Origin of the sequence: Agrococcus phoenicis (genome assembly GCF_047302415.1) — a bacterium.
Classification (GTDB): Bacteria; Actinomycetota; Actinomycetes; order Actinomycetales; family Microbacteriaceae; genus Agrococcus.
In genome coordinates, this window is sequence record NZ_CP154854.1 from 1,728,115 (window position 1) to 1,750,638 (window position 22,524).

The 22,524-nt window shown below is 73.0% G+C and carries 21 protein-coding genes; 10 read left to right on the forward strand and 11 right to left on the reverse strand.

Translation table 11 applies throughout. The features are described 5' to 3' along the window. Positions 1–52 precede the first annotated feature (52 nt). From AA0Z99_RS08290 to AA0Z99_RS08320, 7 genes are all read right to left on the reverse strand, one after another. Positions 53–610, reverse strand: coding sequence for a hypothetical protein (locus AA0Z99_RS08290; protein WP_413316624.1), 558 nt, complete (start codon positions 608–610; stop codon positions 53–55). A gap of 195 nt (positions 611–805) precedes the next feature. Further along, the gene (locus AA0Z99_RS08295) at positions 806–1,969 is read right to left on the reverse strand and encodes an acyl-CoA dehydrogenase family protein (protein WP_413316625.1); all 1,164 of its coding nucleotides are present in this window, start codon (positions 1,967–1,969) and stop codon (positions 806–808) included. 309 nt (positions 1,970–2,278) lie between these two features. Continuing rightward, positions 2,279–3,370, reverse strand: coding sequence for an oxidoreductase (locus AA0Z99_RS08300; protein ID WP_413316626.1), 1,092 nt, complete (start codon positions 3,368–3,370; stop codon positions 2,279–2,281). Then, entirely contained in the window at positions 3,367–4,281 is a 915-nt protein-coding gene (gene prpB / locus AA0Z99_RS08305; RefSeq protein ID WP_413316627.1) for a methylisocitrate lyase, read from the reverse strand. Before prpB ends, AA0Z99_RS08300 begins: the two co-directional genes overlap by 4 nt. Continuing rightward, complete coding sequence (locus AA0Z99_RS08310; protein ID WP_413316628.1) at positions 4,282–5,787, reverse strand: MmgE/PrpD family protein; 1,506 nt, start codon at positions 5,785–5,787, stop codon at positions 4,282–4,284. Between the two features lie 55 nt (positions 5,788–5,842). After that, positions 5,843–6,517 (reverse strand): class F sortase, encoded by a 675-nt coding sequence (locus AA0Z99_RS08315; protein ID WP_413316629.1) that lies wholly within the window; start codon positions 6,515–6,517, stop codon positions 5,843–5,845. Positions 6,518–6,537: 20 nt separating this feature from the next. Further along, positions 6,538–7,302 (reverse strand): hypothetical protein, encoded by a 765-nt coding sequence (locus tag AA0Z99_RS08320; RefSeq protein ID WP_413316630.1) that lies wholly within the window; start codon positions 7,300–7,302, stop codon positions 6,538–6,540. 176 nt (positions 7,303–7,478) lie between these two features. Here AA0Z99_RS08320 and AA0Z99_RS08325 point away from each other — a divergent pair, with 176 nt between their 5' ends. Next, positions 7,479–8,150: a hypothetical protein gene (locus AA0Z99_RS08325; RefSeq protein ID WP_413316631.1), complete on the forward strand. Its 672-nt coding sequence runs from the start codon at positions 7,479–7,481 to the stop codon at positions 8,148–8,150. A gap of 12 nt (positions 8,151–8,162) precedes the next feature. On the opposite strand, the gene AA0Z99_RS08330 is transcribed toward AA0Z99_RS08325, so the two are convergent. Further along, a complete protein-coding gene (locus AA0Z99_RS08330) occupies positions 8,163–9,998 on the reverse strand; it encodes a DEAD/DEAH box helicase (protein WP_413316632.1) in 1,836 nt (611 codons plus the stop codon). A 104-nt stretch (positions 9,999–10,102) separates the two neighbouring features. On the opposite strand from AA0Z99_RS08330, the gene AA0Z99_RS08335 reads away from it, so the two are divergent. Then, on the forward strand, positions 10,103–10,891 hold the full coding sequence (locus AA0Z99_RS08335; RefSeq protein WP_413316633.1) for a hypothetical protein: 789 nt from the start codon (positions 10,103–10,105) through the stop codon (positions 10,889–10,891). Beyond that, positions 10,888–11,130, forward strand: coding sequence for a hypothetical protein (locus AA0Z99_RS08340; RefSeq protein WP_413316634.1), 243 nt, complete (start codon positions 10,888–10,890; stop codon positions 11,128–11,130). The genes AA0Z99_RS08335 and AA0Z99_RS08340 overlap by 4 nt, the downstream gene beginning before the upstream one ends. A 120-nt stretch (positions 11,131–11,250) precedes the next feature. Here the strand turns inward: AA0Z99_RS08340 and AA0Z99_RS08345 are convergent, their stop codons facing one another. Both AA0Z99_RS08345 and AA0Z99_RS08350 read right to left on the reverse strand, forming a co-directional pair. Next, positions 11,251–11,724, reverse strand: coding sequence for a cupin domain-containing protein (locus AA0Z99_RS08345; protein ID WP_413316635.1), 474 nt, complete (start codon positions 11,722–11,724; stop codon positions 11,251–11,253). 92 nt (positions 11,725–11,816) lie between these two features. Beyond that, entirely contained in the window at positions 11,817–12,272 is a 456-nt protein-coding gene (locus AA0Z99_RS08350; RefSeq protein WP_413316636.1) for an N-acetyltransferase family protein, read from the reverse strand. 210 nt (positions 12,273–12,482) lie between these two features. On the opposite strand from AA0Z99_RS08350, the gene hrpA reads away from it, so the two are divergent. The 5 genes from hrpA (at position 12,483) to AA0Z99_RS08375 (ending at position 19,603) form a co-directional block, all read left to right on the forward strand. Then, positions 12,483–16,523 (forward strand): ATP-dependent RNA helicase HrpA, encoded by a 4,041-nt coding sequence (gene hrpA, locus AA0Z99_RS08355; protein ID WP_413316637.1) that lies wholly within the window; start codon positions 12,483–12,485, stop codon positions 16,521–16,523. A 203-nt stretch (positions 16,524–16,726) separates the two neighbouring features. Beyond that, positions 16,727–17,062, forward strand: a complete 336-nt coding sequence (locus AA0Z99_RS08360; protein WP_413316638.1) for a DUF6804 family protein — start codon at positions 16,727–16,729, stop codon at positions 17,060–17,062. Between the two features lie 43 nt (positions 17,063–17,105). Further along, complete coding sequence (locus AA0Z99_RS08365; protein ID WP_413316639.1) at positions 17,106–18,308, forward strand: MFS transporter; 1,203 nt, start codon at positions 17,106–17,108, stop codon at positions 18,306–18,308. Between the two features lie 108 nt (positions 18,309–18,416). After that, complete coding sequence (locus AA0Z99_RS08370) at positions 18,417–18,977, forward strand: pyridoxal 5'-phosphate synthase (RefSeq protein WP_413316640.1); 561 nt, start codon at positions 18,417–18,419, stop codon at positions 18,975–18,977. A 23-nt stretch (positions 18,978–19,000) separates the two neighbouring features. Beyond that, the gene (locus tag AA0Z99_RS08375) at positions 19,001–19,603 is read left to right on the forward strand and encodes an N-acetyltransferase family protein (RefSeq protein ID WP_413316641.1); all 603 of its coding nucleotides are present in this window, start codon (positions 19,001–19,003) and stop codon (positions 19,601–19,603) included. Positions 19,604–19,630: 27 nt separating this feature from the next. On the opposite strand, the gene AA0Z99_RS08380 is transcribed toward AA0Z99_RS08375, so the two are convergent. Beyond that, the gene (locus AA0Z99_RS08380; RefSeq protein ID WP_413316642.1) at positions 19,631–20,515 is read right to left on the reverse strand and encodes a TIGR03620 family F420-dependent LLM class oxidoreductase; all 885 of its coding nucleotides are present in this window, start codon (positions 20,513–20,515) and stop codon (positions 19,631–19,633) included. Between the two features lie 140 nt (positions 20,516–20,655). On the opposite strand from AA0Z99_RS08380, the gene AA0Z99_RS08385 reads away from it, so the two are divergent. Continuing rightward, positions 20,656–21,486: an aldo/keto reductase gene (locus tag AA0Z99_RS08385; protein WP_413316643.1), complete on the forward strand. Its 831-nt coding sequence runs from the start codon at positions 20,656–20,658 to the stop codon at positions 21,484–21,486. A 4-nt stretch (positions 21,487–21,490) separates the two neighbouring features. Further along, positions 21,491–22,510, forward strand: a complete 1,020-nt coding sequence (locus tag AA0Z99_RS08390; RefSeq protein WP_413316644.1) for a TetR/AcrR family transcriptional regulator — start codon at positions 21,491–21,493, stop codon at positions 22,508–22,510. Positions 22,511–22,524 lie beyond the last annotated feature (14 nt).

A 22,524-nucleotide genomic window follows, 5' to 3' on the forward strand; every position in this document is an offset into this window, starting at 1 on the left:
ACGCCCCGCCGGGAGGCGGGGCGTCTCGTGCGCGGCGGGTGCGACGCGCTGCTCAGTCGTTCGAGTCGGCTGAGCCGGCCGAACCGGCCGACGGCGCCGACGGGGGCGACGCGGGGCTCTGGATCGACGGCGCCGAGGGGGCGGGAGCCGAGTGCGCAGATGCCGGCGCGCTCGGCGCCGACTGCGCCGGGCTGGGAGCCGAGACCACCGGAGCGGGAGCCGGGGCGGGAGCCGGGGCGGGCCGCTGCGGCTGCGTCGCGGCGGGCGCCGAGGGCGCCGAGGCGGGCGAGCTCGCCACGACGGGCGACGCGGCCGAGGGGGCGACCGCGGACTGCGTGGCGGACGGTGCCGCCACCGACTGCGCGGCCGAGGCCGCTGCCGACTGCGCGCTCCTCGCGGAGACCGCAGAGACGACCGAGGCGTGCGTGCCGGTGGTCTTGATCTGCACGGCGCCGCCCGCCAGGACGTCTCCGCGGAGCGACTGCGCGTCGACGACGCTGCCGTCGGCGCTGCGCAGCTCCATCGCGTTGGCGACGCCTGCGGCGCTCGCTGCGATCGCGCCGAGCCCGAGGACTCCGACGGTGCCGATTGCCATCCACTTGGTGTTCATGACTTCCTCCTGCTCATGCTGCGCTCCGGGATCGGGGCTGTGCCTGCGTGAGAGCAACGATCGTCGGCCAGCGTGAGGCACGGAGGAGTCGGGCGTGAGAGGCCTCTCATGGTGACGCGGCCCCGCTCGCCAGCATGGCGCCGGCGACGGCGGCAGTGCGAGCGGCAGGCGCAGCGCCGGCGACGGCGGCAGCGCTCAGGCGATGCCCAAGGCGCGCGCGATCACGAGCAGCTGCACCTCGCTCGTGCCCTCGCCGATCTCGAGGATCTTCGAGTCGCGGTAGTGGCGCGCCACCGGGTACTCGTTCATGAAGCCGTTCCCGCCGAAGACCTGGGTGGCATCGCGCGCGTTGTCCATCGCTGCGTCGCTCGCAGTGAGCTTCGCCAGCGCCGCCTCCGTCTTGAAGGGCTTCCCGGCGTCGCGCAGGCGCGCCGCGTGGTGCCAGGCGAGGCGTGCGACGTGCACGCGCTGCTGCATGCGCGCCAGCAGGAACTGCATGCTCTGCCGGCTCGCGAGCGGCTCGCCGAAGACGGTGCGCTGCTTCGCGTAGTCGACGGCGGCCTCGAGGCAGCCCTCCGCTGCGCCGGTGGAGAGCGCCGCGATCGCGATGCGACCCTCGTCGAGGATGTGCAGGAAGTTGCCGAAGCCCCGGCCGCGCTCGCCGACGAGGTTGGCAGCGGGCACCCGCACGTCGGTGAAGGTGAGGGGATGCGTGTCGGAAGCGTGCCAGCCGACCTTGTCGTACGGCGCCTCGACGGTGAAGCCGGGGGTGCCGTTCGGCACGTAGATCGTGGAGATCTCCTTGCGGCCGTTCGCCTCTCCCGTCACCGCCGTGATTGTCACGAAGCTCGTGATCGACGTGCCCGAGTTGGTGATGAACTGCTTCGAGCCGTTGATGACCCACTCGTCGCCCTCGAGGCGCGCGGTGGTGCGCGTCGCGCCGGCATCCGAACCGGCCTCCGGCTCCGTCAGCCCGAAGCCGGCGAGCGCCGTGCCCTCGAGCAGCTCGGGCAGCAGCTCCGCCTGCTGCGCCTCGGTGCCGAAGCGGAAGATCGGCATCGCGCCGAGGCTGACCCCGGCCTCCAGGGTGATCGCGATCGACTGGTCGACGCGCGCGAGGGCCTCGATCGCGAGGCAGAGCGCGAAGTAGTCGCCGCCCTGGCCGCCGAGCTCCTCGGGGAAGGGGATCCCGAACAGGCCCATCTCCCCCATCTGCGCCACGACGTCCATCGGCAGGGTCTTCGTGCGGTCCGCCTCGTAGGAGACGGGAGCCACGACCCGGTCGGCGAAGTCGCGCACGGCCTCGGCGAGCGCCAGCTCGTCGTCGCTCAGCTGATAGGTGTCCAGGTCGATGCTCATCGGGTCTCCCGTTGTTCGGTGCAGCCGCCTGAGTTGCGTGGGCGGGGCCGGTCGGGTCGCGAGCGGTCGCGCTCCACGCTGGGCGCTGCCTCAAGCATGCCGCATCCCGCCCACCGATTCGAGTCAGCCTCGCGGGTGCTTGGCCCGTGGTCGCGTGTGGCCCGGAAGATCTCCGGTGATGCGCATCGCCGCCTGGATCATCCGCACGGATGCGCTGAGCGCCGGAGATCTTCCGGAGCCCTTCGGCGAAGGTCGCGCCCGTCGCCACGATGTGACCGCCGAGCTAGCGAGCACCGGGGCTCGGAGCGCCTAGAGGCGCGCCCTGGTGTACTGCCGAGGCCAGACCGATGCGTCGGCGCGCGTGCGCGGGCGGTCGCGTTCGAGCTCGGCCTCTGCGGCGAGCGCCCAGTGCGGGTTGCGCAGCCACGGCCGACCGAGCATGACCGCGTCGGCGTCGCCGTCGCGCAGCACGCGCTCGGCGCGCTCGGCATCCTCGATGAGGCCGACCGCGTTGACCTTCGCGCCGGTCGCCTCGCGCACCGCGCGCGCGAAGTGCACCTGGTAGCCGGGTCCGACCGGGATCTCCTGCCGCGGATCGAGCCCGCCGGAGGACAGGTCGAACCAGTCGGCGCCGGCTGCCAGCGCGACGCGAACGTGCTCGATGGTCATGGCGGTGTCGATGCCGCCCGGCACCCAGTCGCTCGCGCTCAGGCGCACCATGAGGGCAGCCTCCGGAGCAGCCTCGCGCACGGCCTCGACCACCTGTCGCAGCAGCGCGACCCGCAGCCCATCGCCGTCGGTGCCCCACGCGTCTGCCCGCGTGTTCGACAGCGGCGACAGGAACTGGTGCAGCAGGTAGCCGTGGGCGGCGTGCACCTCGACGGCGTCGAACCCGGCAGCCACCGCGCGGCGCGCGGCGTCGGCGAAGCGCCCCGGCAGCTGCGCGACCTCGCCCTCCTCCAGCGCGCGCGGCGCCGCGAACGCGCCGAACGCCTCCGTGCTCGGCGCGACCGCCGGCCAGCCGCCCTCGGCGGCCGGCACCGACCCCCTGCCGCTCCACTGGCGGTAGGTGGAGGCCTTGCGGCCCGCGTGCGCCAGCTGGATCGCGGGCACGGCGCCGTGGTCGCGGATGCGCTGGGCGATCGGCGCCCAGGCCTCAGCCTGCGCGTCGTTCCAGATGCCCGCGTCCTGCGGCGAGATGCGGCCCTCGGCGACCACCGCGGCCGCTTCGGTCATGACGAGGCCGGCTCCCCCGCGCGCGAAGGAGGCGAGGTGCTCGTGGTGCCAGGTGCCCGGGATGCCGTCCTGCTCCTCGCAGGAGTACTGGCACATGGGCGAGACCCAAGCGCGGTTGCGTGCCGAGATGGGCCCGATGTCCACGGGCGAGAAGAGGTGGCTCATGCGCGGTGGAAGCCCTCCGGGACCTCGAAGTCGAACACGCCCTCGTCGAAGGCGCTGTAGGCGGCGTAGTCGTTCAGCTCGTAGAGCCGCGCCCGGGTCTGCATGCGGTCGACGGCGCCGTCGAGGGTGCCGGTCTCTCGCAGGCCGCCCAGCTCGCGCTCGATCGCACCCATCGCGATGCGCAGCAGCGAGACAGGGTGGATGGCGATGCTGACGCCGACGTCCTGCAGCTGCTGGTGCGTGAAGAGCGGGCTCTTGCCGAACTCGGTCATGTTGGCGAGGATCGGCACCTGCACCGCCTCGCGGATGGCCGCGAACTCCTCGAGCGTCGCCATCGCCTCGGGGAAGATCGCATCCGCCCCCGCTGCCTCGAGCGCCTTGGCGCGGTCGATCGCAGCACCGAGGCCCTGCACGCCGCGGATGTCGGTGCGCGCCATGATCACGAGGTCCGGGTCGCGGCGAGCCATGACGGCCGCCGCGATCCGCTGGGCGGCGACCTCGGTCGGCACCACCTCCTTGCCGTCCAGGTGCCCGCAGCGCTTCGGGTTCACCTGGTCCTCGAGGTGGAGGCCGGAGACACCGGCGTCCTCGAGCTCGTGCACGGCTCGGGCGACGTTCATCGCCTCGCCGAAGCCCGTGTCTGCGTCGATGAGCGTCGGCAGGTCGGTCATGCGGGAGATCTCCCGGCCGCGCTGCGCCACCTCGGTGAGCGTCGTCAGCCCGATGTCCGGCAGGCCCAGCTCGGCGGCCATGACCGCGCCGGAGATGTAGACCCCCTCGAAGCCGAGCTGCTGGATGAGCGGCGCGGTCAAGGGCGTGAAGGCGCCCGGGAACCGCTGGATCGAGCCCGACGCGAGCCCCTCGCGCAGCGCCCTCCGCTTCTCGTTCGGGGTGCGCGTCGTCGAGAGCATCTAGAACAGGCCCTTCGTGGTGCCGACGTCGATGGTGCCCGCCGGTGCGAGCACGTTGAGCTGGCGCACCTCCTTGGCCGTGAGCTCCGGCAAGCGCTCGACGAGCCCGAGGAAGCGGTCGATCTCGGCGTCCTCGACGATGCCCTGCGCGAGGGTGCGCAGCTTCTGCACGTACTCCGCGCGGCCGAAGGGGCGCGCCCCTGCCGGGTGCGCATCCGCCACCGAGATCTCGTCCTCGATCACCTCGCCCGAGGCGAGCGTGACCACGATGCGGCCGCCGAAGGCCTTCTTGTCGGGATCGGGGTCGTGGTAGCGCTGCGTCCACACCGGGTCCTCGAGCGTGGTGATCCTGTTCCACAGCTCGACCGTGTCGGGGCGCTGGGCGCGCTCCGGCGCGTAGGAGCCCACGTGGTGCCAGCCGCCATCCTGCAGCGCGACCGCGACGATGTACGGGATGGAGTGGTCGAGCGTCTCGCGCGAGGCGGTCGGGTCGTACTTCTGCGGGTCGTTCGCGCCGGAGCCGATCACGGTGTGCGTGTGGTGGCTCGTGTGCAGCACGATCGACGCGACGTTCTCGGGCTCGCGCAGCTCGGGGCGCTCGGCGGAGAGCTTGCGCGCGAGGTCGATCCAGGCCTGCGCCTGGTACTCGGCCGAGTGCTCCTTCGTGTAGGTGTCGAGGATGCCGCGCTTGGGCTCGCCCTGCGCCGGCAGCGGCACGCTGTAGGAGCCCTCCCAGCCGTCGAGCAGCCAGGCGATGACGCCGTCCTCGCCCTCGTAGATCGGCACGGGGCTCGTCTGCCCGCGCATCGCGCGGTCGACGGCCTCGATGGCCATCTTGCCCGCGAAGGCCGGCGCGTGCGCCTTCCACGTCGAGATCTCGCCCTTGCGCGACTGCCGCGTGGCGGTGGTCGTGTGCAGCGCCTGCCCGACCGCCTGGAAGATCGTCTCCGCCTCGAGCTCGAGCATCGTGCCGATGCCCGCTGCAGCCGACGGACCGAGGTGCGCGACGTGGTCGATCTTGTGCTTGTGCAGCGAGATCGCGCGCACCAGGTCGACCTGGATCTCGTAGCCGGTCGCGATGCCCCGCACGAGCGCCCGGCCATCGCATCCCGCGTGCTGCGCGACGGCGAGGATCGGCGGGATGTTGTCGCCCGGGTGCGAGTACTCCGCGGCCAGGAAGGTGTCGTGGTAGTCGAGCTCGCGCACGGCCACGCCGTTGGCCCACGCCGCCCACTCGGGGCTCACCCGATCCTCGATGCCGAAGACCGCCGCGCCCGGCTGGTAGGGATGGCGCTGGGCCTGCTCGCGGGCGGAGACGACCGGCGGCCGGTTGAGCGATGCGATCGCGACCGACGCGTTGTCGATGATGCGGTTCGCGATCATCTCGACGACCTCGGGGTCGACCTCGACCGGGTCGACGGCGACCTGCGCGATCTTCCACGCCAGCTGCTCCTCGCGGGGCAGGTTCTCGGCGCTCCTGTGGGCTCTGACCTCGTGCTGCTGCATGCTCCCGACCCTATCGAGCGGCGGCAGCCGGTCGATCAGGGTCGGGCGGATGCGGCTACGCCGCCTCCACCAGCGTGGCGAAGACGATGAAGTTGTTCGGGAACCCGTCCGTCGTGCCGCCCAGGTTGTCGCAGGTGATGAGGCGCAGCTCGGCCTCGGACGCCGGGTAGTAGACCTCGCGCGTCGGGAACTCGTCCTTCGCGAACGACTCGACGCGGTAGATCTCGAACACGGCCGTCGAGCCGTCCTCGCGCAGCACGCGCACCTCGTCGCCCGCCACGAGCGACTGCAGGTCGTAGAAGACCCCGCTGTCGTCGGTGAGCGAGTTCACGTGCCCGAGCAGCACCGAGGTCCCGGGCTCGCCCGGCGTCGGCGAGCCGTCGTACCAGCTGGCCGGCGATCCCTCGGCGTCGGGCGGCACCTCGAGCGTGCGGTCTGCGCGCAGGCCGGTCTGGATCAGCTCGGCGTCGCGCTCGAGCGCCGGGATCTGGACGCGGACCGGCGTCGAGGCGGCCATCTCGAGCGGCGCCTCCTCGGTCGGCTCCGCGGCGGGGGTCTCCGCCTGCGGGGTCTCCGCCGGCGCGGGGCTCTGCGACTGGACCGGCGCGGTGGCGGATGCGTCGGGGGCCGCTCCGTCGTCGCTCGCGGCCGAGCAGGCGGTCAGGGACAGCAGGAGGGCCGCCGCCACCGCGGTGAGGCGGAGGCGACGGCCCGATCCGTGAAGCATCATCGATGCAGACTGCTGATGGTTCAGCTGTCGGTCGCGGTGCGGCGACGGACCATGTAGACACCAGCGGCGAGCATGACGACGAGCGCGCCACCAGCGGCCACGGCACCGAGCTCGGCACCGTTCGATCCGCTGGTCACCACGCCGGTGTCGACGCCACCGGCCGGAGCCATGGCGAGGGCACCGCAGAGCGCGGGCGACGTGGCGGCGAGCGGGAGCTCGGGCACCAGGTCGCTCGGCTCGGTCGCGCCCTCAGGCTGCGTGGCCGGGTCGAGGCCGTGCACGACGACGACGGCGGTGCCGTCAGCCAGCGCGTCACGCGTCTCGTGGTTCATCTCGAAGGTCTCCTCGTAGGAGATCGTGTCGCCCGACGGCGCGACCATGAGGTCGAGACCGGCGGCCGGGCTCTTGTCGGCGTCGCCGATCGAGAGCGTCGTGCCGATGTCGCCGTACGACGGGCCACCCTCGGTCGTGCTGATGATGCCGTCACCGTTCGTGTCGGCGTCATCGGACGGGCAGACGCCCTGCGCACCGATGTGGATGTGCTGCACGTGCGGGTAGGCAGCGCCGTCGAACTCGGCGGCGAGGCCGGAGGCGTTGATCGTGACGGTGGCCATGTCGCCCTCGACATCGATCCACGCCTCACCCGTGGCGCCCGAGCTGTTGATCTCGCCCAGGTCCGACCAGTAGGAACCGGTGACGTCGTGTGCCATCGCGGGAGCGGTGCTCAGCGCGAGCATGCCCACGCCGAGCATCGGCGCGGCCAGCAGGATTGACTTCTTCTTCATGCTGATACCTCTTTCGAAGGATCGGGGGATGCAAGGGTTTGCGTCCCGTAGAAGGCTCTTCGGCGCGGGCGATCGTGCGGATTGGACGTGTCGGAGATTCTTCCCCGAGCAGGTCCAATCCGTCGTGCGCGCCGCGACGAACGCCTCGAGAACGCATCCCACCGATCGGAGACCTCATGGCCCGCACCACCCGGATCGCGCTGCTGATCGCCTCGGCGCTCGTGCTGACCGGTTGCGCGACGTCCGCCGCCACCCAGCCGGAGTCGGCGCCCGAGCCCTCGCACACCATGCCCGACGGCACGGTCATGTCGGGCGCGGAGCACGACCATGGCGGTGAGGAGAGCGCCGACGGCGGTGACCACAGCGACGTGGACCACGCCGAGCACGGCGACGAGGCCCACGCAGCCACCGACGGCGAGCCCTCCCCCGCGGCCCAGATGATCTGCGCCGGGCAGGTGGTCAACGCCATCACCGGCATCTTCGACCTCGAGAGCGATGCGGTCGGCGAAGCCTCCTGGGATGCCCCGATGTACTCCTGCACCTATGAGATCGACGGCGCACCGCTGCGGCTCTCGGTGCACGACACGTCCGATCCGGCGGCCGGTGAGGCGCACTTCTCCGGCCTGCAGAGCACCCTCGCGGGCGCCGAGGAGATCGAGGGCCTGCTGGGCCTGGGCCTGCCCTCCTTCTCCACCGGCGACGGCATCGTCGCCTTCATCCGCGACGGCAAGACGCTGCTGGTCGACGCGACCGCGCTGCCGGACGGCTTCGCCGGCTCCACCACGCACGACGGCGCGGCGTACGCCGTCGCATCCGCGGTGCTGAACTGCTGGGTCGAGCACGACTAGGCCCGCGCTGGGCTAGCGGCCGCGATCCATCACCTTCCGCAGGTAGTGGATCCGGTCGCGCAGCTGCTGCATGGACGCCTGCGCGACCGGCGGACCGCCGCACACGCGCCGCGACTCGGCGTGCACGAGCGCGTGGGCCTCGCCGCGGCGCTTCGCGACGATCGCGACGAGCGAGTTGAGCAGCTGTCGCTCCTCCCGCATGGTGCGGTACAGCGGCTCGGGGGCCGCGGCGACCGGGGGCCGCTCGCGGATGCGCGCCGCCTGCCGAGCGTGCCGGCGCTTCAGCAGCTCCGAGACGTCCTCTGCGTCCAGCAATCCGGGGATGCCGATGAAGTCGAGCTCCTCCTCGCTCGCGGGCTCCACCAGCTGCCCGAACTCGGCGTCGCCGAAGAGCACCCGGTCGAAGGTCGCGCTCGACTCGAGGGGTTCCCACGTGAAGGGCGAGGCCTCGCGCTCCTCGCGGTCGCCCTGCTCGGCAGCGGCCATCAGGTCGTCGTCGAGCAGCTGGTCGTCGGCCTGCTCGCGGTCGAGGGCGTGGTCGCGCTGCCGCTCGAGCTCTGCCGCGAGCGCCAGGAGCGGCGGCACCGATGGGAGGAAGACCGTGGCGATCTCGCCGCGGCGCCGCGACCGGACGAAGCGGCCGATCACCTGCTGGAAGAACAGCGGGGTCGACGCGTTCGTCGCGTAGACGCCGACCGCCAGCCGCGGCACGTCGACGCCCTCGGACACCATGCGCACGGCGACCATCCAGCGCGCGTCGCCGTCGGAGAACGTCGCGATGCGATCCGAGGCGCCGGCGTCGTCGGAGAGCACGATCGTGGGCGCCTCACCGGAGATCGAGTGCAGCAGCTGCGCGTACTGCCTCGCCTGCGCCTGGTCGGTCGCGATCACGAGCCCGCCGGCATCCGGCACCGTCTGCCGCACGTGCGTCAGCCGCACGTCGGCCGAGCGGAGCACCTGCTGCACCCACGCGCCGCCCGGGTCGAGCGCGGTGCGCCAGGCGCCGTTCGTGATGTCCTTCGTGTCGCCCTGGCCGAGCGTCGCCTTCATCTCGTCGCCCATGGACGTGCGCCACTGCATCGTGCCGGCGTAGGCCATGAAGACCACCGGGCGCACGACGTGATCGCGCAGCGCCGCGTCGTAGCCGTAGGCGTAGTCGGTGCGCGAGGTGCGGATGCCTCGCTCGTCGCGCACGTACTCGACGAACGGGATCGGCGAGGTGTCGCTGCGGAAGGGCGTGCCCGTCAGCGACAGGCGCCGGGCGGCGGGGCCGAACGCCTCGAGCACCGCGTCGCCCCAGCTGAGCGCGTCGCCCGCGTGGTGCACCTCGTCGAGGATGACGAGGCTCGCTGCAGAGCGCGTGATGCGCTCGTGCACGGCTGCGCGGGCCGCGACCTGCACGTAGGTCACGACGACGCCGTGGTACTGCCGCGGGTAGTCGCCGTCGGCGTTCGAGAAGTCGGGGTCGAGCTTGATGCCCGCGCGGTGCGCGGCGTCAGCCCACTGCTGCTTCAGGTGCTCGGTCGGCGCCACGACGGTGAGGCGCTGCACGGCCCCGCGGCGCAGCAGCTCGGAGGCGAGGCGCAGCGCGAAGGTCGTCTTGCCGGCGCCGGGGGTCGCGGCGGCGAGGAAGTCGCGCGGCTCGGTGCGGAAGTACTGCTCGAGCGCCTCCTGCTGCCATGCCCGCAGCGGCTGCGCGGTGCCCCAGGCCGCGCGCTCGGGGTAGGCGGGCGAGAGGTGATCGGCCGCCCACGTGCCGAACCCCGGATGACCCTGCGCGCCTCCGGTGGCGGCGTGACCGGCGGCCTGGTGCCCGGAGGCGGACGGCTGGGTGGTCTGGCTGGTCACTCGCTCCATCGTAGGCGCGAGCGCCCACGCGTCGCCCGCTGCGCGTGTCGCCCCGCGGTGCCGCACCCGATGCGCTTCGCAGGGCGTGCGCCTAGGCTGACCGCATGCACTACCTGCTCGGTCTCGCGGCACTCGTCCTCGGCGCGATCATCGCGACCCGCCGCACCCGCCCCACGTGGTTCGTGGTCACCACCTGCGTGCTCGTCGGTCTCGGCGGGCTGCTGGCGATCCTCAGCTACACGCGCGTCACCGATCCGCTGGGACTGCTGCCCAACAGCATCCTCGGGTGGATCTACGTGGGGATCTCGATCATGACGATGCTCAGCGCCGTCTTCGTGCTCGAGCGCCGCGGCGCGCAGGGCGAGGAGCTGCCGCCGCTGATCGGCGACAACCCCTTCGACGGCGACACCGACGACAGCGACGACCCGGCTCCGGGAACCGCGCCGGATCGGGCCTCGGCGGCCGCGGCGGGGCGTGCGTGGGCTGCCGCAGGCGACAGCCCGGGAGCAGACCCGGCGCGCGACGCGGCCGCATCGGCGGTGCTGGGTGGCGCTGCAGCGACCGGCGCGGCCGGCGCAGCCGCCGCAGGTGCGCCAGCGAGCGCCAGCGTGGGCGCTGCGGGCACCGATGCGTTCGCCGCGGAGGCCGCGGATGCGCGCGCTCGGGAGTCGGCCGACGAGACCACACCGCCATCGAAGGAGGCAGGCATGACGACGAGCGACACCGGTCGGATCCCCGACGACGAGGCGGCGGAGGCGGTCGACCCCGCCGGGGCCGACGCGAACCCCGCGATGGATGCCGGATTGCGCGCCGCGCTCGGCGCCGGTGGCGGCGACCCCGCTGCCCACACCGACGAGCGGCCCGCCGAGCAGGAGCACGGGGAGCAGCGATGAGCGCCGCGACGAGCGACCGACCCGGGCCGAGCGAGCACGCCGACGACGGCACCGCGGTGATCGGAGCCGACCCCGACATGACGACCGACCCGGCGGAGACCGACGTCGAGGCGTCGCCCGAGGGCGGCACCGGAGGAGACCGCTCCGGAGGCGTCGGCGATCACGGCGCCAGCGGCGAGGGCTCGGATGCCGCAGACGACCACGGAGCCTCCGACGACTCGGGAGTCGCTCGGCCCTGACCGTCGCTCGGCCCTGACGGTTCCTCGGCGCTGACCCATCCCGCCGCCAGCACCGCTGCAGACGCGACGACGCCCGCCGGATCGACCGGCGGGCGTCGTCGCGTCGCGGGGGCGGAGGCGTCAGGCCTTCTCCTCGCCCTTGGTGTCGATCTCCTCTGCCCAGGTCGGGGGCTCGTCGCGCCCGGCGTCCTCATCGGCTTCCGCATCATCGGGCGTCTCCTGCACGATGCCTGCCGCGTGGTGCGTGGGGGCGTAGATGGCGTACAGCCGCATCGGCTCGTCGCCGGTGTTGATGACGTCGTGCCACGTGCCGGCAGGCACCTGGATGGCCCAGCCGTCGGTGACGTCCTGCTCGAAGGGCAGGTCGTCCTTCGAGGGCCCCATCACGACGCGGCCCTGGCCGGCGTCGAGGCGCAGGAACTGGTCGGTGCCGTTGTGCACCTCGAGGCCGATCGAGCGGCCCGGCTCGATCGACATGAGGGTCACCTGCAGGTGCGCGCCCGACCAGGCGACGGTGCGGTAGTTGGTGTTCTCGCGCGTCGCGGTCTCGATGTCGAACGCGTTGCGCTGCGGTCCGTTGTCGTGGATCTCCATGCGTCGCATCCTGCCCGGCTCGGCTGGGTAACGCTAGGGAGCCCAGCCTCGCCTCACCCCACGACGCCGAGCGCCCCGGGGAGCATGCGTGCTCAGCGGGGTGCGGGCGCCGCGTCGTAGGTCAGCCAGCGCGTCTTGGTCGCGACGCGGTCGTAGAGGCGCTGCGCCGTGTGGTTGTCGTCGGCGGTGATCCAGCGCACGACCGCGGCGCCCTCGTCGGCCGCGATCTGCTGCAGCCGCGCGACGAGGGCGTGCCCGACGCCGAGCCCTCGAGCGGATGGGTCGGCGAAGAGGTGGTCGAGGTAGATGCCCGTCTGGCCCACCGATGGGCGCTCGAAGCGGCGCCAGTGGGCGAAGCCGACGATCGTGCCATCGACCTCGGCGACGAGCGCGTTCGTCTGGCGAGCGGCGTCGAGCACCCAGCTCCAGACGCGCTCGGCGACGGCGTCGTCGCGAGGGTGCTCGTAGAAGGTGCGGTAGCCGCGGAAGAGCTCCTGCCACCGCTGCCGGTCGCCCTCGGCCGCTGCTCGCACGCTGATCCCGCTCATGCGCTCACGCTACTCGCGCGATCGAGTCAGCGGGCCTGCGCGCGAGCCGCCTCCCGCGGCCCGGTCGGTCGCACCGAACGCCGACCCCTCCCGCCGATGCCGACCCGGTGCACCAGGTCGATCGTGGCGGGCGGGGTCGGAGTTGCGAGGGCGGCGGCGGCGGCAGCGGCCGCGCGCCGCGCACAGCCCGCCGTGCGGGAGAATGGCGGGATGCGCATCGAGTACCCGGCCGAGCTCCCGGTCAGCGAGGCGCGCGACACGATCATGGCGGCGATCCGCGACCACCAGGTGGTGATCGTCGCAGGCGCCACCGGCTCTGGCAAGACGACCCAGCTGCCCAAGATGCTCCTCGAGCTCGGCCGCACCAGCATCGGCCACACGCAGCCGCGCCGGCTCGCCGCCCGCACGATCGCCGAGCGCATCGCCGAGGAGCTCGAGGTCGAGATGGGCAGCGAGGTCGGCTACAAGGTGCGCTTCACCGATCAGGTGAGCGCCGAGACCCGCATCAAGGTGATGACCGACGGCATCCTGCTCGCCGAGATGCACCGCGATCGCGACCTGAGGGCCTACGACACGATCATCATCGACGAGGCCCACGAGCGCAGCCTGACGATCGACTTCCTGATCGGCTACCTGAAGCGGCTGCTCCCCCGTCGCCCCGACCTCAAGGTCATCGTCACGAGCGCCACGATCGACCCGGAGTCGTTCTCGAAGCACTTCGACGACGCCCCGATCATCGAGGTGTCGGGCCGCACGTTCCCCGTCGACATCCGCTACCGGCCGCTCGTCGCCGAGGCGCAGGGGACGGATGGGTCGGGCCGCACCGGCAGCGCGGGCGCGCGCGACGACGACGAGGAGGACGCGCACGTCGACGTCGACCCGGTCGACGGGATCGCGGCCGCGCTGGCCGAGATCGCGCGCGAGGACGCGGGCGACGTGCTGGTGTTCCTGCCGAGCGAGGCCGACATCCGCGATGCGCAGTCGGCGCTCGAGGGGCGCCTCGGCCAGGCCACCGAGATCCTGCCGCTCTACGGCCGGCTGAGCGCCGCCGACCAGCACCGCGTCTTCGAGCGCAGCAGCCGCGCGGGCATCCGCCGCCGCGTCGTGCTCGCGACCAACGTCGCCGAGACCTCGTTGACCGTGCCAGGCATCCGCCACGTCATCGACACGGGCACGGCCCGCATCTCGCGCTACTCCGTGCGCAGCAAGGTGCAGCGGCTGCCGATCGAGGCGATCAGCCAGGCGAGCGCCGACCAGCGCGCCGGCCGCGCCGGGCGGGTGGCGCCGGGCATCGCGATCCGGCTCTACGGCGAGGCCGACTTCGAGCGTCGGCCCGAGTTCACCGACCCCGAGATCCTGCGCACGAACCTCGCAGCGGTGATCCTGCAGGCCGCGTCGCTGGGGCTCGGTCCGCTGGCGGAGTTCCCGTTCCTGCAGCCTCCCGCCGCGCGCGACATCAAGGACGGCAACGACCTGCTGCTCGAGCTCGGCGCGATCTCGAAGGCCGGCAGCATCACGAAGATCGGGCGCGAGCTGGCGCGGCTTCCCGTCGACCCGAGGTTCGGGCGGATGGCCGTGGCCGGCAGGGACGCGGGCGTCGCCCACGAGGTCATCGCGATCGTCGCCGGGCTGACGATCCAGGATCCGCGCGAGCGACCGCTCGAGCGGCGCGAGGAGGCGGATCGCTCGCACGCGCGCTTCGCCGACCCGACGAGCGACTTCATCACGCTGCTGGCACTGTGGCGCTACCTGCAGGAGCAGCAGGCGCAGCTGTCGGGCAACCAGTTCAGGAAGCTCTGCAAGGCGGAGCACCTGTCGTTCCTGCGGGTGCGCGAGTGGCAGGACGTCGTGCGGCAGCTGACGAGGGCGCTGGGCCTGAAGCGCGCCCCGCAGCCTCCGCCGGTCGAGGAGCGAGCGGGCGCAGCACGATCGCGCCACGAGGCCAAGGGCGCCACCCGGTCTCGTGACGCGTCGACGCTGCGCGCCGACGCTCCTCGACCTGCGGAGGCGCGCGCCGACGGCGCTGCTCGCCCCGCGGAGGGCGTCGACGCGGTCGCCGTGCACAAGGCGCTGCTCGCAGGCCTCCTCGGCCGCATCGGCGTGATCGACGAGACCGGCAAGGCGCAGCAGCCCCGGCCGGGCGAGAGCGCGCGCCAGCACGGCCGCCGCACCCGCCAGCGCGCCGAGTACCTCGGAGCCCGCGGTGCCCGCTTCCAGATCTTCCCCGGCTCTTCACTCGCCAAGCAGCCGCCTCGCGCCGTCATGGCCGCCGAGCTGGTCGAGACGAGCCGGCTGTTCGCGCGCAACGCCGCATCCATCGACCTCGCGTGGGCCGAGCCGCTCGCGGGCGACCTCGTCAAGCGGCAGGTGAGCGAGCCGCACTGGGAGCGCAAGCAGGGCGCCGTCGTGGCCTTCGAGCGGGTCACGCTCTTCGGCGTGCCGATCGTCGAGCGCCGCCGCATCCAGTTCTCGCGGATCGACCCGGAGCATGCGCGCGAGCTCTTCATCAGGCACGCGCTCGTCGACGGCGAGTGGGATTCCCCGCAGGACTTCGACCGCAAGAACCGCGAGCTGCGGCGGGAGATCGAGCGCCTCGAGGAGCGTCAGCGCCGGCGCGACCTGCTCGTCGGCGACGAGGCGGTCTTCGAGTTCTTCGACGCGCGCATCCCCGCCGACGTCGCCTCGACGCGCGACTTCGAGGGGTGGTGGCGCACGGCGCGCACGACGACACCCGACCTGCTGACGATGACCCGCGAGGATCTCACGGGCGAGGACGCCCGGGTCGACCACGAGCAGTTCCCCACGAAGTGGCAGCAGGGCGAGCAGCGACTGCGGCTCAGCTACCGCTTCGAGCCGGGCACCGCCGACGACGGGCTGACGGTGCACGTGCCGCTCGCGGTGCTGCCGCGGCTGAGTGAAGCGGGCTTCGACTGGCTCGTGCCGGGCATGCGCGAGGAGCTGCTGACGGCGATGATCAAGAGCCTGCCGAAGCACGTGCGCAAGCACGTCGTGCCCGCGGCCGACTGGGCGCGCGGGATGCTCGCCGAGCTGCCCGCGGAGCCTCCGGCCGCGGGCCCCTCCGACGCCCCGCGCTCGCTCGCCGAGGTGCTCGCGACCCGCATCAGCCGCACCGCCTACGTGCAGGCCACCGCCGCCGACGTCGACTGGGGACGCATCCCCGACCACCTGAAGCCCACCTTCGCCGTCGAGGATGCCCGCGGCCGCCGGCTCGGGCAGGGCAAGGACCTCGAGGCGCTCAAGCGGCGCTTCGGCGCGCAGGCGACCGCGCAGGTCGCGAAGGTCGCGGTGCAGGTGACGAGCGACCTCGAGCGCGACGAGGTGGCGGGCTTCAACCTCGACCTGCCGGCGCACATCGACGTGAAGCAGGGCGGCAACACGGTGCGCGCCTACCCCGGGTACGCGATCACCGGCGCGCCCAAGGCTGGCGCCGGCAAGGGCTCCGGCCCGACCGTCGGCATCCGGCTCGCCAGCACGCGGGAGGCGCAGCAGCGCGACCAGCGCGCCGCCGTGCGGCAGCTGCTGCTGCGGCAGGTGCCGAGCCCCGGCCCGTACGTGCAGTCCCACCTCACCGGCGCCGAGAAGCTGGCGCTCGGCGCGAGCCCCTACGCCTCGACCGATCGCCTCTTCGACGACCTGATGCTCGCCATCATCGACGCCGAGATGGGCGGCAGCGCGGCGCCTCCCGCGATTGTCGCCGAGTTCGAGGCGCTGCGCGCTCGGGTCGCCGACGGCCTCGTCGACCGCATGTTCGGCCTCGCGAGCCAGGTCGCGCGGATCCTCACCGCTGCGCGGAACGCCGACCGCGCGATCCGCGAGGGCGCGAGCCTGGCGCACATGGCGGCGCTCGCCGATGCGCGGTCGCACCTCGACCAGCTGATCTTCGACGGCTTCGTCAGCCGCACGGGGCTCGGGCGGCTGCAGCGCCTCGAGGTCTACGTGCGGGCCATCGAGCACCGCGTGAAGCGGCTGCCGGAGACCGCGAACCGCGACCGCACCTGGATGACCGAGGTCGAGCAGGCCACGGCCCTCTTCACGGCGGCGGGCGGCGCGCTGCCGCTGCCGCAGGCGGTGACGGATGCGGTGGCCGGCACCGACGGCGCGGTGAGGGCCGAGCGGCTGGTCGCGGCGCGCTGGCTGCTGGAGGAGCTGCGCGTGAGCCTCTTCGCGCAGCAGCTCGGGACCTCCGGCCCCGTGTCGACCCAGCGCATCCGCAAGGCCCTCGCCCCGTAGCGCCGCCCACCGCCGACTGGCGCCTCCCGCACCCGAGCGGCGCCTCCCGCACGTGAGTGGCGCCTCCCGCACCTGAATGGCGCCTCCCGCACCTGAATGGCGCCTCCCGCATGTGAGTGGCGCCTCCGGCACGTGAGTGGCGCCTCCCGCACCTCACCCGCGCCCGCACGCGTCCCGGCCCCACCACGAATACCCTGGATGCGATGGACGACAAGCGATACGGCCCCGCCTTCCAGCGCAACGCGCTCGCCCCCGGCCTGCTGGCCGCGCTCGCGCTCGTGATCGCGCAGGCATGGCTCGCCGGCACCTGGGATGAGCCGGTGCGCTTCGTCGTCTCGATCCTCGCGCTGATCGTGATGTGGTTCGCGATCCAGGCCAAGCACTGGTGGTGGGTGCCCGTGTTCCTCGCGATCGCGGTCGCCTGGAACCCGGTCGTGCCGTTCGCCTTCGAGGGAACGCTCTGGGCAGCCGCGCACTTCGTGGTGGCGCTCGTCTTCCTGGTCGCAGGGCTGCTGATCAAGACGCCAAGACACGACTGAGGCGGGCTCCACCAGCCGCGCCCGCTGGCCATAGGATCTGCTGGTGCATGCGTACGGCGAGGTCCTGAGGGTTCCGGGGCTGGCGCGCATCATGATCGCCCAGCTCATCGCGCGCTTCCCCGCGGGCATGTACTCGCTGGGCATCCTCATGCACATGGAGCACCAGCACGGCTCCTACACGGCCGCCGGGCTCGTGCTGGCGGCGTTCTCCGTGGGCATGGCCGTCGCCGGGCCCTTCGTGTCGCGCTTGATGAGCCGCTTCGGCACCGTGCAGGTGCTCGTCGTGACGACGCTCGTCTCGATCGGGGCGCTGCTGGCGATGTCGGTGCTCGAGGTGCCGCTGTGGGCCGATGTGCTGGCGGGCATCGTCGCGGGCGCCGCGATGCCGCCGGTCGTGCCGACAGTGCGCACGCTCTACCCGCGCATGGTGCCGCAGCGCCTGCTGGCACCGCTGTTCTCGTTCGACGCGGCGCTGCAGGAGATCATCTGGGTGTTCGGGCCCGTGCTGCTGACGCTGCTGGTGTCCATCATGGGCACCGGGCCGACGCTGCTGGTCACGCTCGGCATCCAGCTCTTCGGCGCGCTGCTGTTCATCGCGTCGCCCGAGGTGCGCAAGCTGCGCATCCCGCCGACGACCCGCAAGCTCGGGCGCGTGCTGCGCAAGCCGCCCGTGCTGCTCTCGGTCGTCGTCTCGGCGATGTTCATCGGCGGCTTCTCGGCGGTCGAGGCGGGTGTCGTCGCGACCTTCGGCGAGGGGGCGCTCGAGGCGGGGCTGGTGCTGGGCGTCTCGGCGCTGGGCTCGCTGCTCGGCGGGTTCGCGCTCGGCGGCCGGGCCATCACGCGGTGGTCGGTCGCCATCCGGCTCGCGATCGTGATGCTCGGCATGGCCATCGCGGTGCCGATGACCGAGGTGGTCGGCCTCTCGATCGCCCTCTTCATCGCCGGCATCGGCACGGCGCCCGCGCTCGCGGCGTTCTCGGCGATCATCGCGGGCACCGTGAAGTTCGCGGACACCCCGGAGGCGTACGCGTGGATCGGCACGGGCCAGCTGCTGGGCGCCGCGCTCGGCTCTGCCGTCGCCGGCGTCGCGATCGACGCGGTCGGCAGCGTCGGCGCGATCTGGGTGGCGGTCGCGATGGTGGCGATCGCGGCGGCGATCGCGGCCGTGTTCCGGCGCCATCAGCCCGACCTGCGGCACGGCATCGGCGAGCCACCCGAGACCGCGCCGGTCGAGCTGCCCCGCTGAGGCGCGCCCGTCGCCGGGCCGCGAGCCGCCGGCCTGCTGCTCACCGACCCGCCGATCCGCAGCCAGCAGAGCGGGCAGCGGCCCGGGGGCGCGGCATAGGGTGGCCGCATGAGCGAGCTCCGTGAGCGCCTGCGCGCGCTGCCCACGTTCCCCGAGGCCATGCCGAGCTTCGATCCGGAGGGCGTCCCGCAGCATCCGCTCGAGCTCTTCACCTCCTGGCTCGAGGACGCGATCGACAGCGGCGAGCGACAGCCGAGCGCCTTCACGATGAGCACGATCGGCGACGACGGTGCTCCGGCGAGCCGCACCCTCATCGTCAAGGACGTGGACGAGCGCGGCCTGCAGTTCTCGTCGAACCGCGGCTCGCGCAAGGCCGGCGAGCTGGAGGCGCGCCCCGTCGCGACGGCCCTGTTCTTCTGGCGCGAGCTCGGCCGACAGGTCGAGGTGTCGGGATTCGTCACCGATCTGGGCCCGGATGCGTCGCAGGCAGATTGGCAGGAGCGCCCCAGCTACGCGGGCGAGCCGAACCCCGACTGGGTGCTGTGGGCGCTGGAGCCGACGCGGTTCGTGTTCCTGCAGGCGACGCTGGATCGGAAGCACGTGCGCGTGGAGTACCTGCGCGGCGGCGACGGCTGGAGCCACCGGCAGCCGACCACCCCGGCCGGCTGAGCAGGCGCGCGCGGAGGATCGCTGTGGCCCACACCATCACCGTGCAGCGCGGCGACGAGCTCGAAGAGCCCTTCCGTCGCCGCATCGCCGAGGTCTACGTGCGCGCCTTCGCCGACGACTTCGCGGGCTTCTCCCGCGACACCGGGAAGCTCGCCGACGCGTTCGAGCACATGCTGCTGCTGGAGCGCTTCTTCGTCGCGCTCATCGACGACGAGCCCGCGGGCCTCGCCTCGCTCACCTCCGGCGCGGAGACGCTCTTCGACCCCCGCCCGGTGGAGATCAGGCGCCACCTGGGCCTCCTGCGCGGCAGCGTCGCAGCGTCAGTCATCCGGCGCTGGTTCATGCCGCCGTCGAAGGATCAGCGACCGCAGGTGGCCGAGATCGGCTTCGTCTCCACCGAGCCGGCGTTCCAGGGGCGCGGGGTCGCCACCGCGCTGCTGCAGCACCTGCTCGCGCTGCCCGGCTACAGCGAGTACGTGCTCGCCGACATCAAGGACACCAACGTCGCGGCCCTCGGCCTCTACGCGAAGCTCGGCTTCACGGTCGTCGAGCGCCGTCCGATGCGGTTCGCGCGCCGGGCAGGCTTCAGCGAGCTCGTCTCGATGCGGCTGGTGCAGGAGGGCTGAGCGAGCGCCACCGCTGCGGTCGCCGCGTCAGCGCAAGCCGAGCTCGCTCGCGAGCGCCTCGAGTCCCGCCAGCGGGTCGTCGCGCTGCGGCAGCAGCTGCACGCAGACGTGGTCGGCCCCGGCGTCGATCTGCGCTCGCACCGCCTGGGCCAGGTCTGCGGGCGTGCCGTGCGGAGCGAGCGCATCGACGGCGTCATCGGTCGCGCCGCCGTCGAGCTCTGCCGCGGTGAACCCGTGCGACTCGAGCGTGCGTCGGTAGTTCGCGAGCGCCAGGTAGCGCTCGAGGAACCCGCGAGCCGCCTCGCGCGCCGCCGCTGCATCCGTGCCCGGGACGAGTCGCTGCTCGGGCGCGACCAGCGCATCCGCGCCGATCAGCTCGCGCGCGAAGCGCGTGTGCGCGGGGGTCGTCATGTAGGGGTGCGTGCCAGCGGATCGCGCGGCTGCGAGCTCGAGCGTGCGCGGCCCGAGGGCCGAGATCACGCGGCGCCGGGCCGGCACACCCTCGGCGTCGAGGGTGTCGAGGTAGTCGACGAGGGCGGCGAAGGGCTTCTGGTAGCGATCGCCGACCGCCTCGCGGTGGCCGATGCCGACGCCGAGCAGGAAGCGGCCGGGATGCGCGCGCTCGAGTCGGTGGAAGGAGGCGGCGACCTCGGTCGCGGGCGATGCCCAGATGTTGACGATGCCGGTGGCGACCGTGGCGTGCTCGGTGGCATCGAGCAGCTGCTCGGCGATCCGCAGGTCGGCGGCGGGCGACCCGCCGATCCAGATGGTGCCGTAGCCGAGCCGCTCGACGCTCGTGGCCAGCTCGGGCGTGAGGAGCGGACCGCTGCGCCAGAGCCCGATGCGGCCGAGCTCCGGGGTGGCCCCCGGGGTGCCGCCGGCGGCCGGGGAGCTGGATGCGGGAGTCGTCATCGTGGTTCCAATCGCGCGGTGATCGAGCGTGCGTCGCCACCGTATCGAGGTCGGATCTGCGCCGCGAGAGCGTCCGCCGCGACCGCGGTGCGAGACACCATCGCCCCGCGCGCAACCCATCGCCTGACACAATCGACGACATGCCCCGCACGCTCGAGCTCAACGACGGCACCGGCAGCCTGCCGGCCCTCGGCTTCGGGCTGTACAAGGTGCCGCGCGAGGAGACCGAGCGGGTCGTGGCGGCCGGCCTCGACGCCGGCTACCGTCTCATCGACGGCGCGGAGTTCTACGGGAACGAGGCGGCGCTCGGCGCAGCCCTCGCCCGTGCGGTCGACGACGGCGTCGCCCGCGACGACCTGACGGTCACGAGCAAGTTCTGGGGCGACCCCGAGCAGACGCCCGAAGCTGCCCGCCGTGCCTTCGACGCCAGCGAGCGCGCGCTCGGCACCCGCATCGACGTCTACATGATCCACTGGCCGCGGCCCGCCCGCGATCGCTTCGTCGACGTCTGGCGCGAGCTCATCGCGCTGCAGCGCGAGGGCCGGGTGCGCACCGTCGGCGTCAGCAACTTCACCGAGCAGCACGTGCAGCGCCTCTTCGACGAGACGGGCGTCGCGCCCGCCATCAACCAGGTCGAGTCGCACCCGTGGCTGCCCCAGCACGAGCTGCGCGCGTTCCACGAGCAGCACGGCATCGTCACCCAGGCCTGGAGCCCGCTGGGCCGCGCCCGCGTGCTGCAGGACGCGACGATCGGCCGGATCGCCGAGCGCCACGGCGTGAGCCCGGCGCAAGCCATCATCCGCTGGCACCTGCAGCTCGGCGGCGCCCTCATACCCAAGTCGACCCATCCGCACCGCCTCGCCGAGAACCGCGACGTCGACGGCTTCAGCCTCACCGACGACGACATGGCGCAGCTCGCCGCCCTCGAGACCGGCGAGCGCACCGGCACGCACCCCGACGATCGCCAGTGACCGCATGACCGACGAGCACCGCAGCATCGACCCGCACCAGCCGATCGACCCCTCGCGCACGGCCGACCACGACGAGCATCCCGACAGCCCCGCGCTCCCCCACGCCCACGCGGTCACGTGGGGCGTGGCCGCGCTGCCGCACCGGGGCCCCAAGCGCGAGCTCAGCACCGAGCGCATCGTCGAGGCCGCGATCGAGCTCGCCGACGCGGACGGCCTGGATGCCGTGAGCATGGGCAAGGTCGCCGCGCGGCTCGGCGCGGCACCGATGAGCCTGTACCGCTACGTCACCGGCAAGGACGACCTGCTGCTGCTGATGTTCGACACCGCGAGCGAGGTGACGGTGCCGGGATCGGGCAGCACGTGGCGCGAGCGCCTCACCGAGTGGGCGATGTTCGTGCGCACGACCTACGACGCGCACCCGTGGCTCGCCGACCTGCCGCCGTCGTCGATCCCGACGACCCCGAACCGGCTCGCGATCATCGAGGATGGTCTCGCGGCGCTCGAGGGCGTGCGCATGCCCGACGCGGGCAAGCTGCCGACCCTGCTCCTCTTGCTCGGCTACATCGGCCTCTACGCCAAGGCGTCGAGCAACGCGGCGGTCGACGATGCCGTGCGCCAGGCGCTGCCGGCGCTCGTCACCGACGAGCGGTTCCCGCTGCTGGCACCGGCGGTGCGCGCCGGCGTGTTCGAGCATCGCGAGACCGACGCCGACGTGGGCTTCGGCTTCGGCCTGCGGCGCCTGCTCGACGGGGTGGAGCGCTGGCTCGAGCGCAACGAGCAGGATGCCCCGATCGCCGCCCTGCCCGCCGCGATCGCGAGCGACAAGCAGGTGCGCGAGGCGGCCAAGCTCGTCGAGAAGGCGCGCATGGAGCTGCGCCAGGCGGAGGCGAAGGCGGCGGATGCGGTGGCGAAGGCCACCGAGCGGCTGCGCGGGATCGAGGCCAAGGCCGAGGCGACCGCCGAGCGCGACGCTGCGAAGGCGGCGCTCAAGGCTGCGAAGGCGGAGGCGAAGGCGCGGAAGTAGCAGCGGCGGAGCCC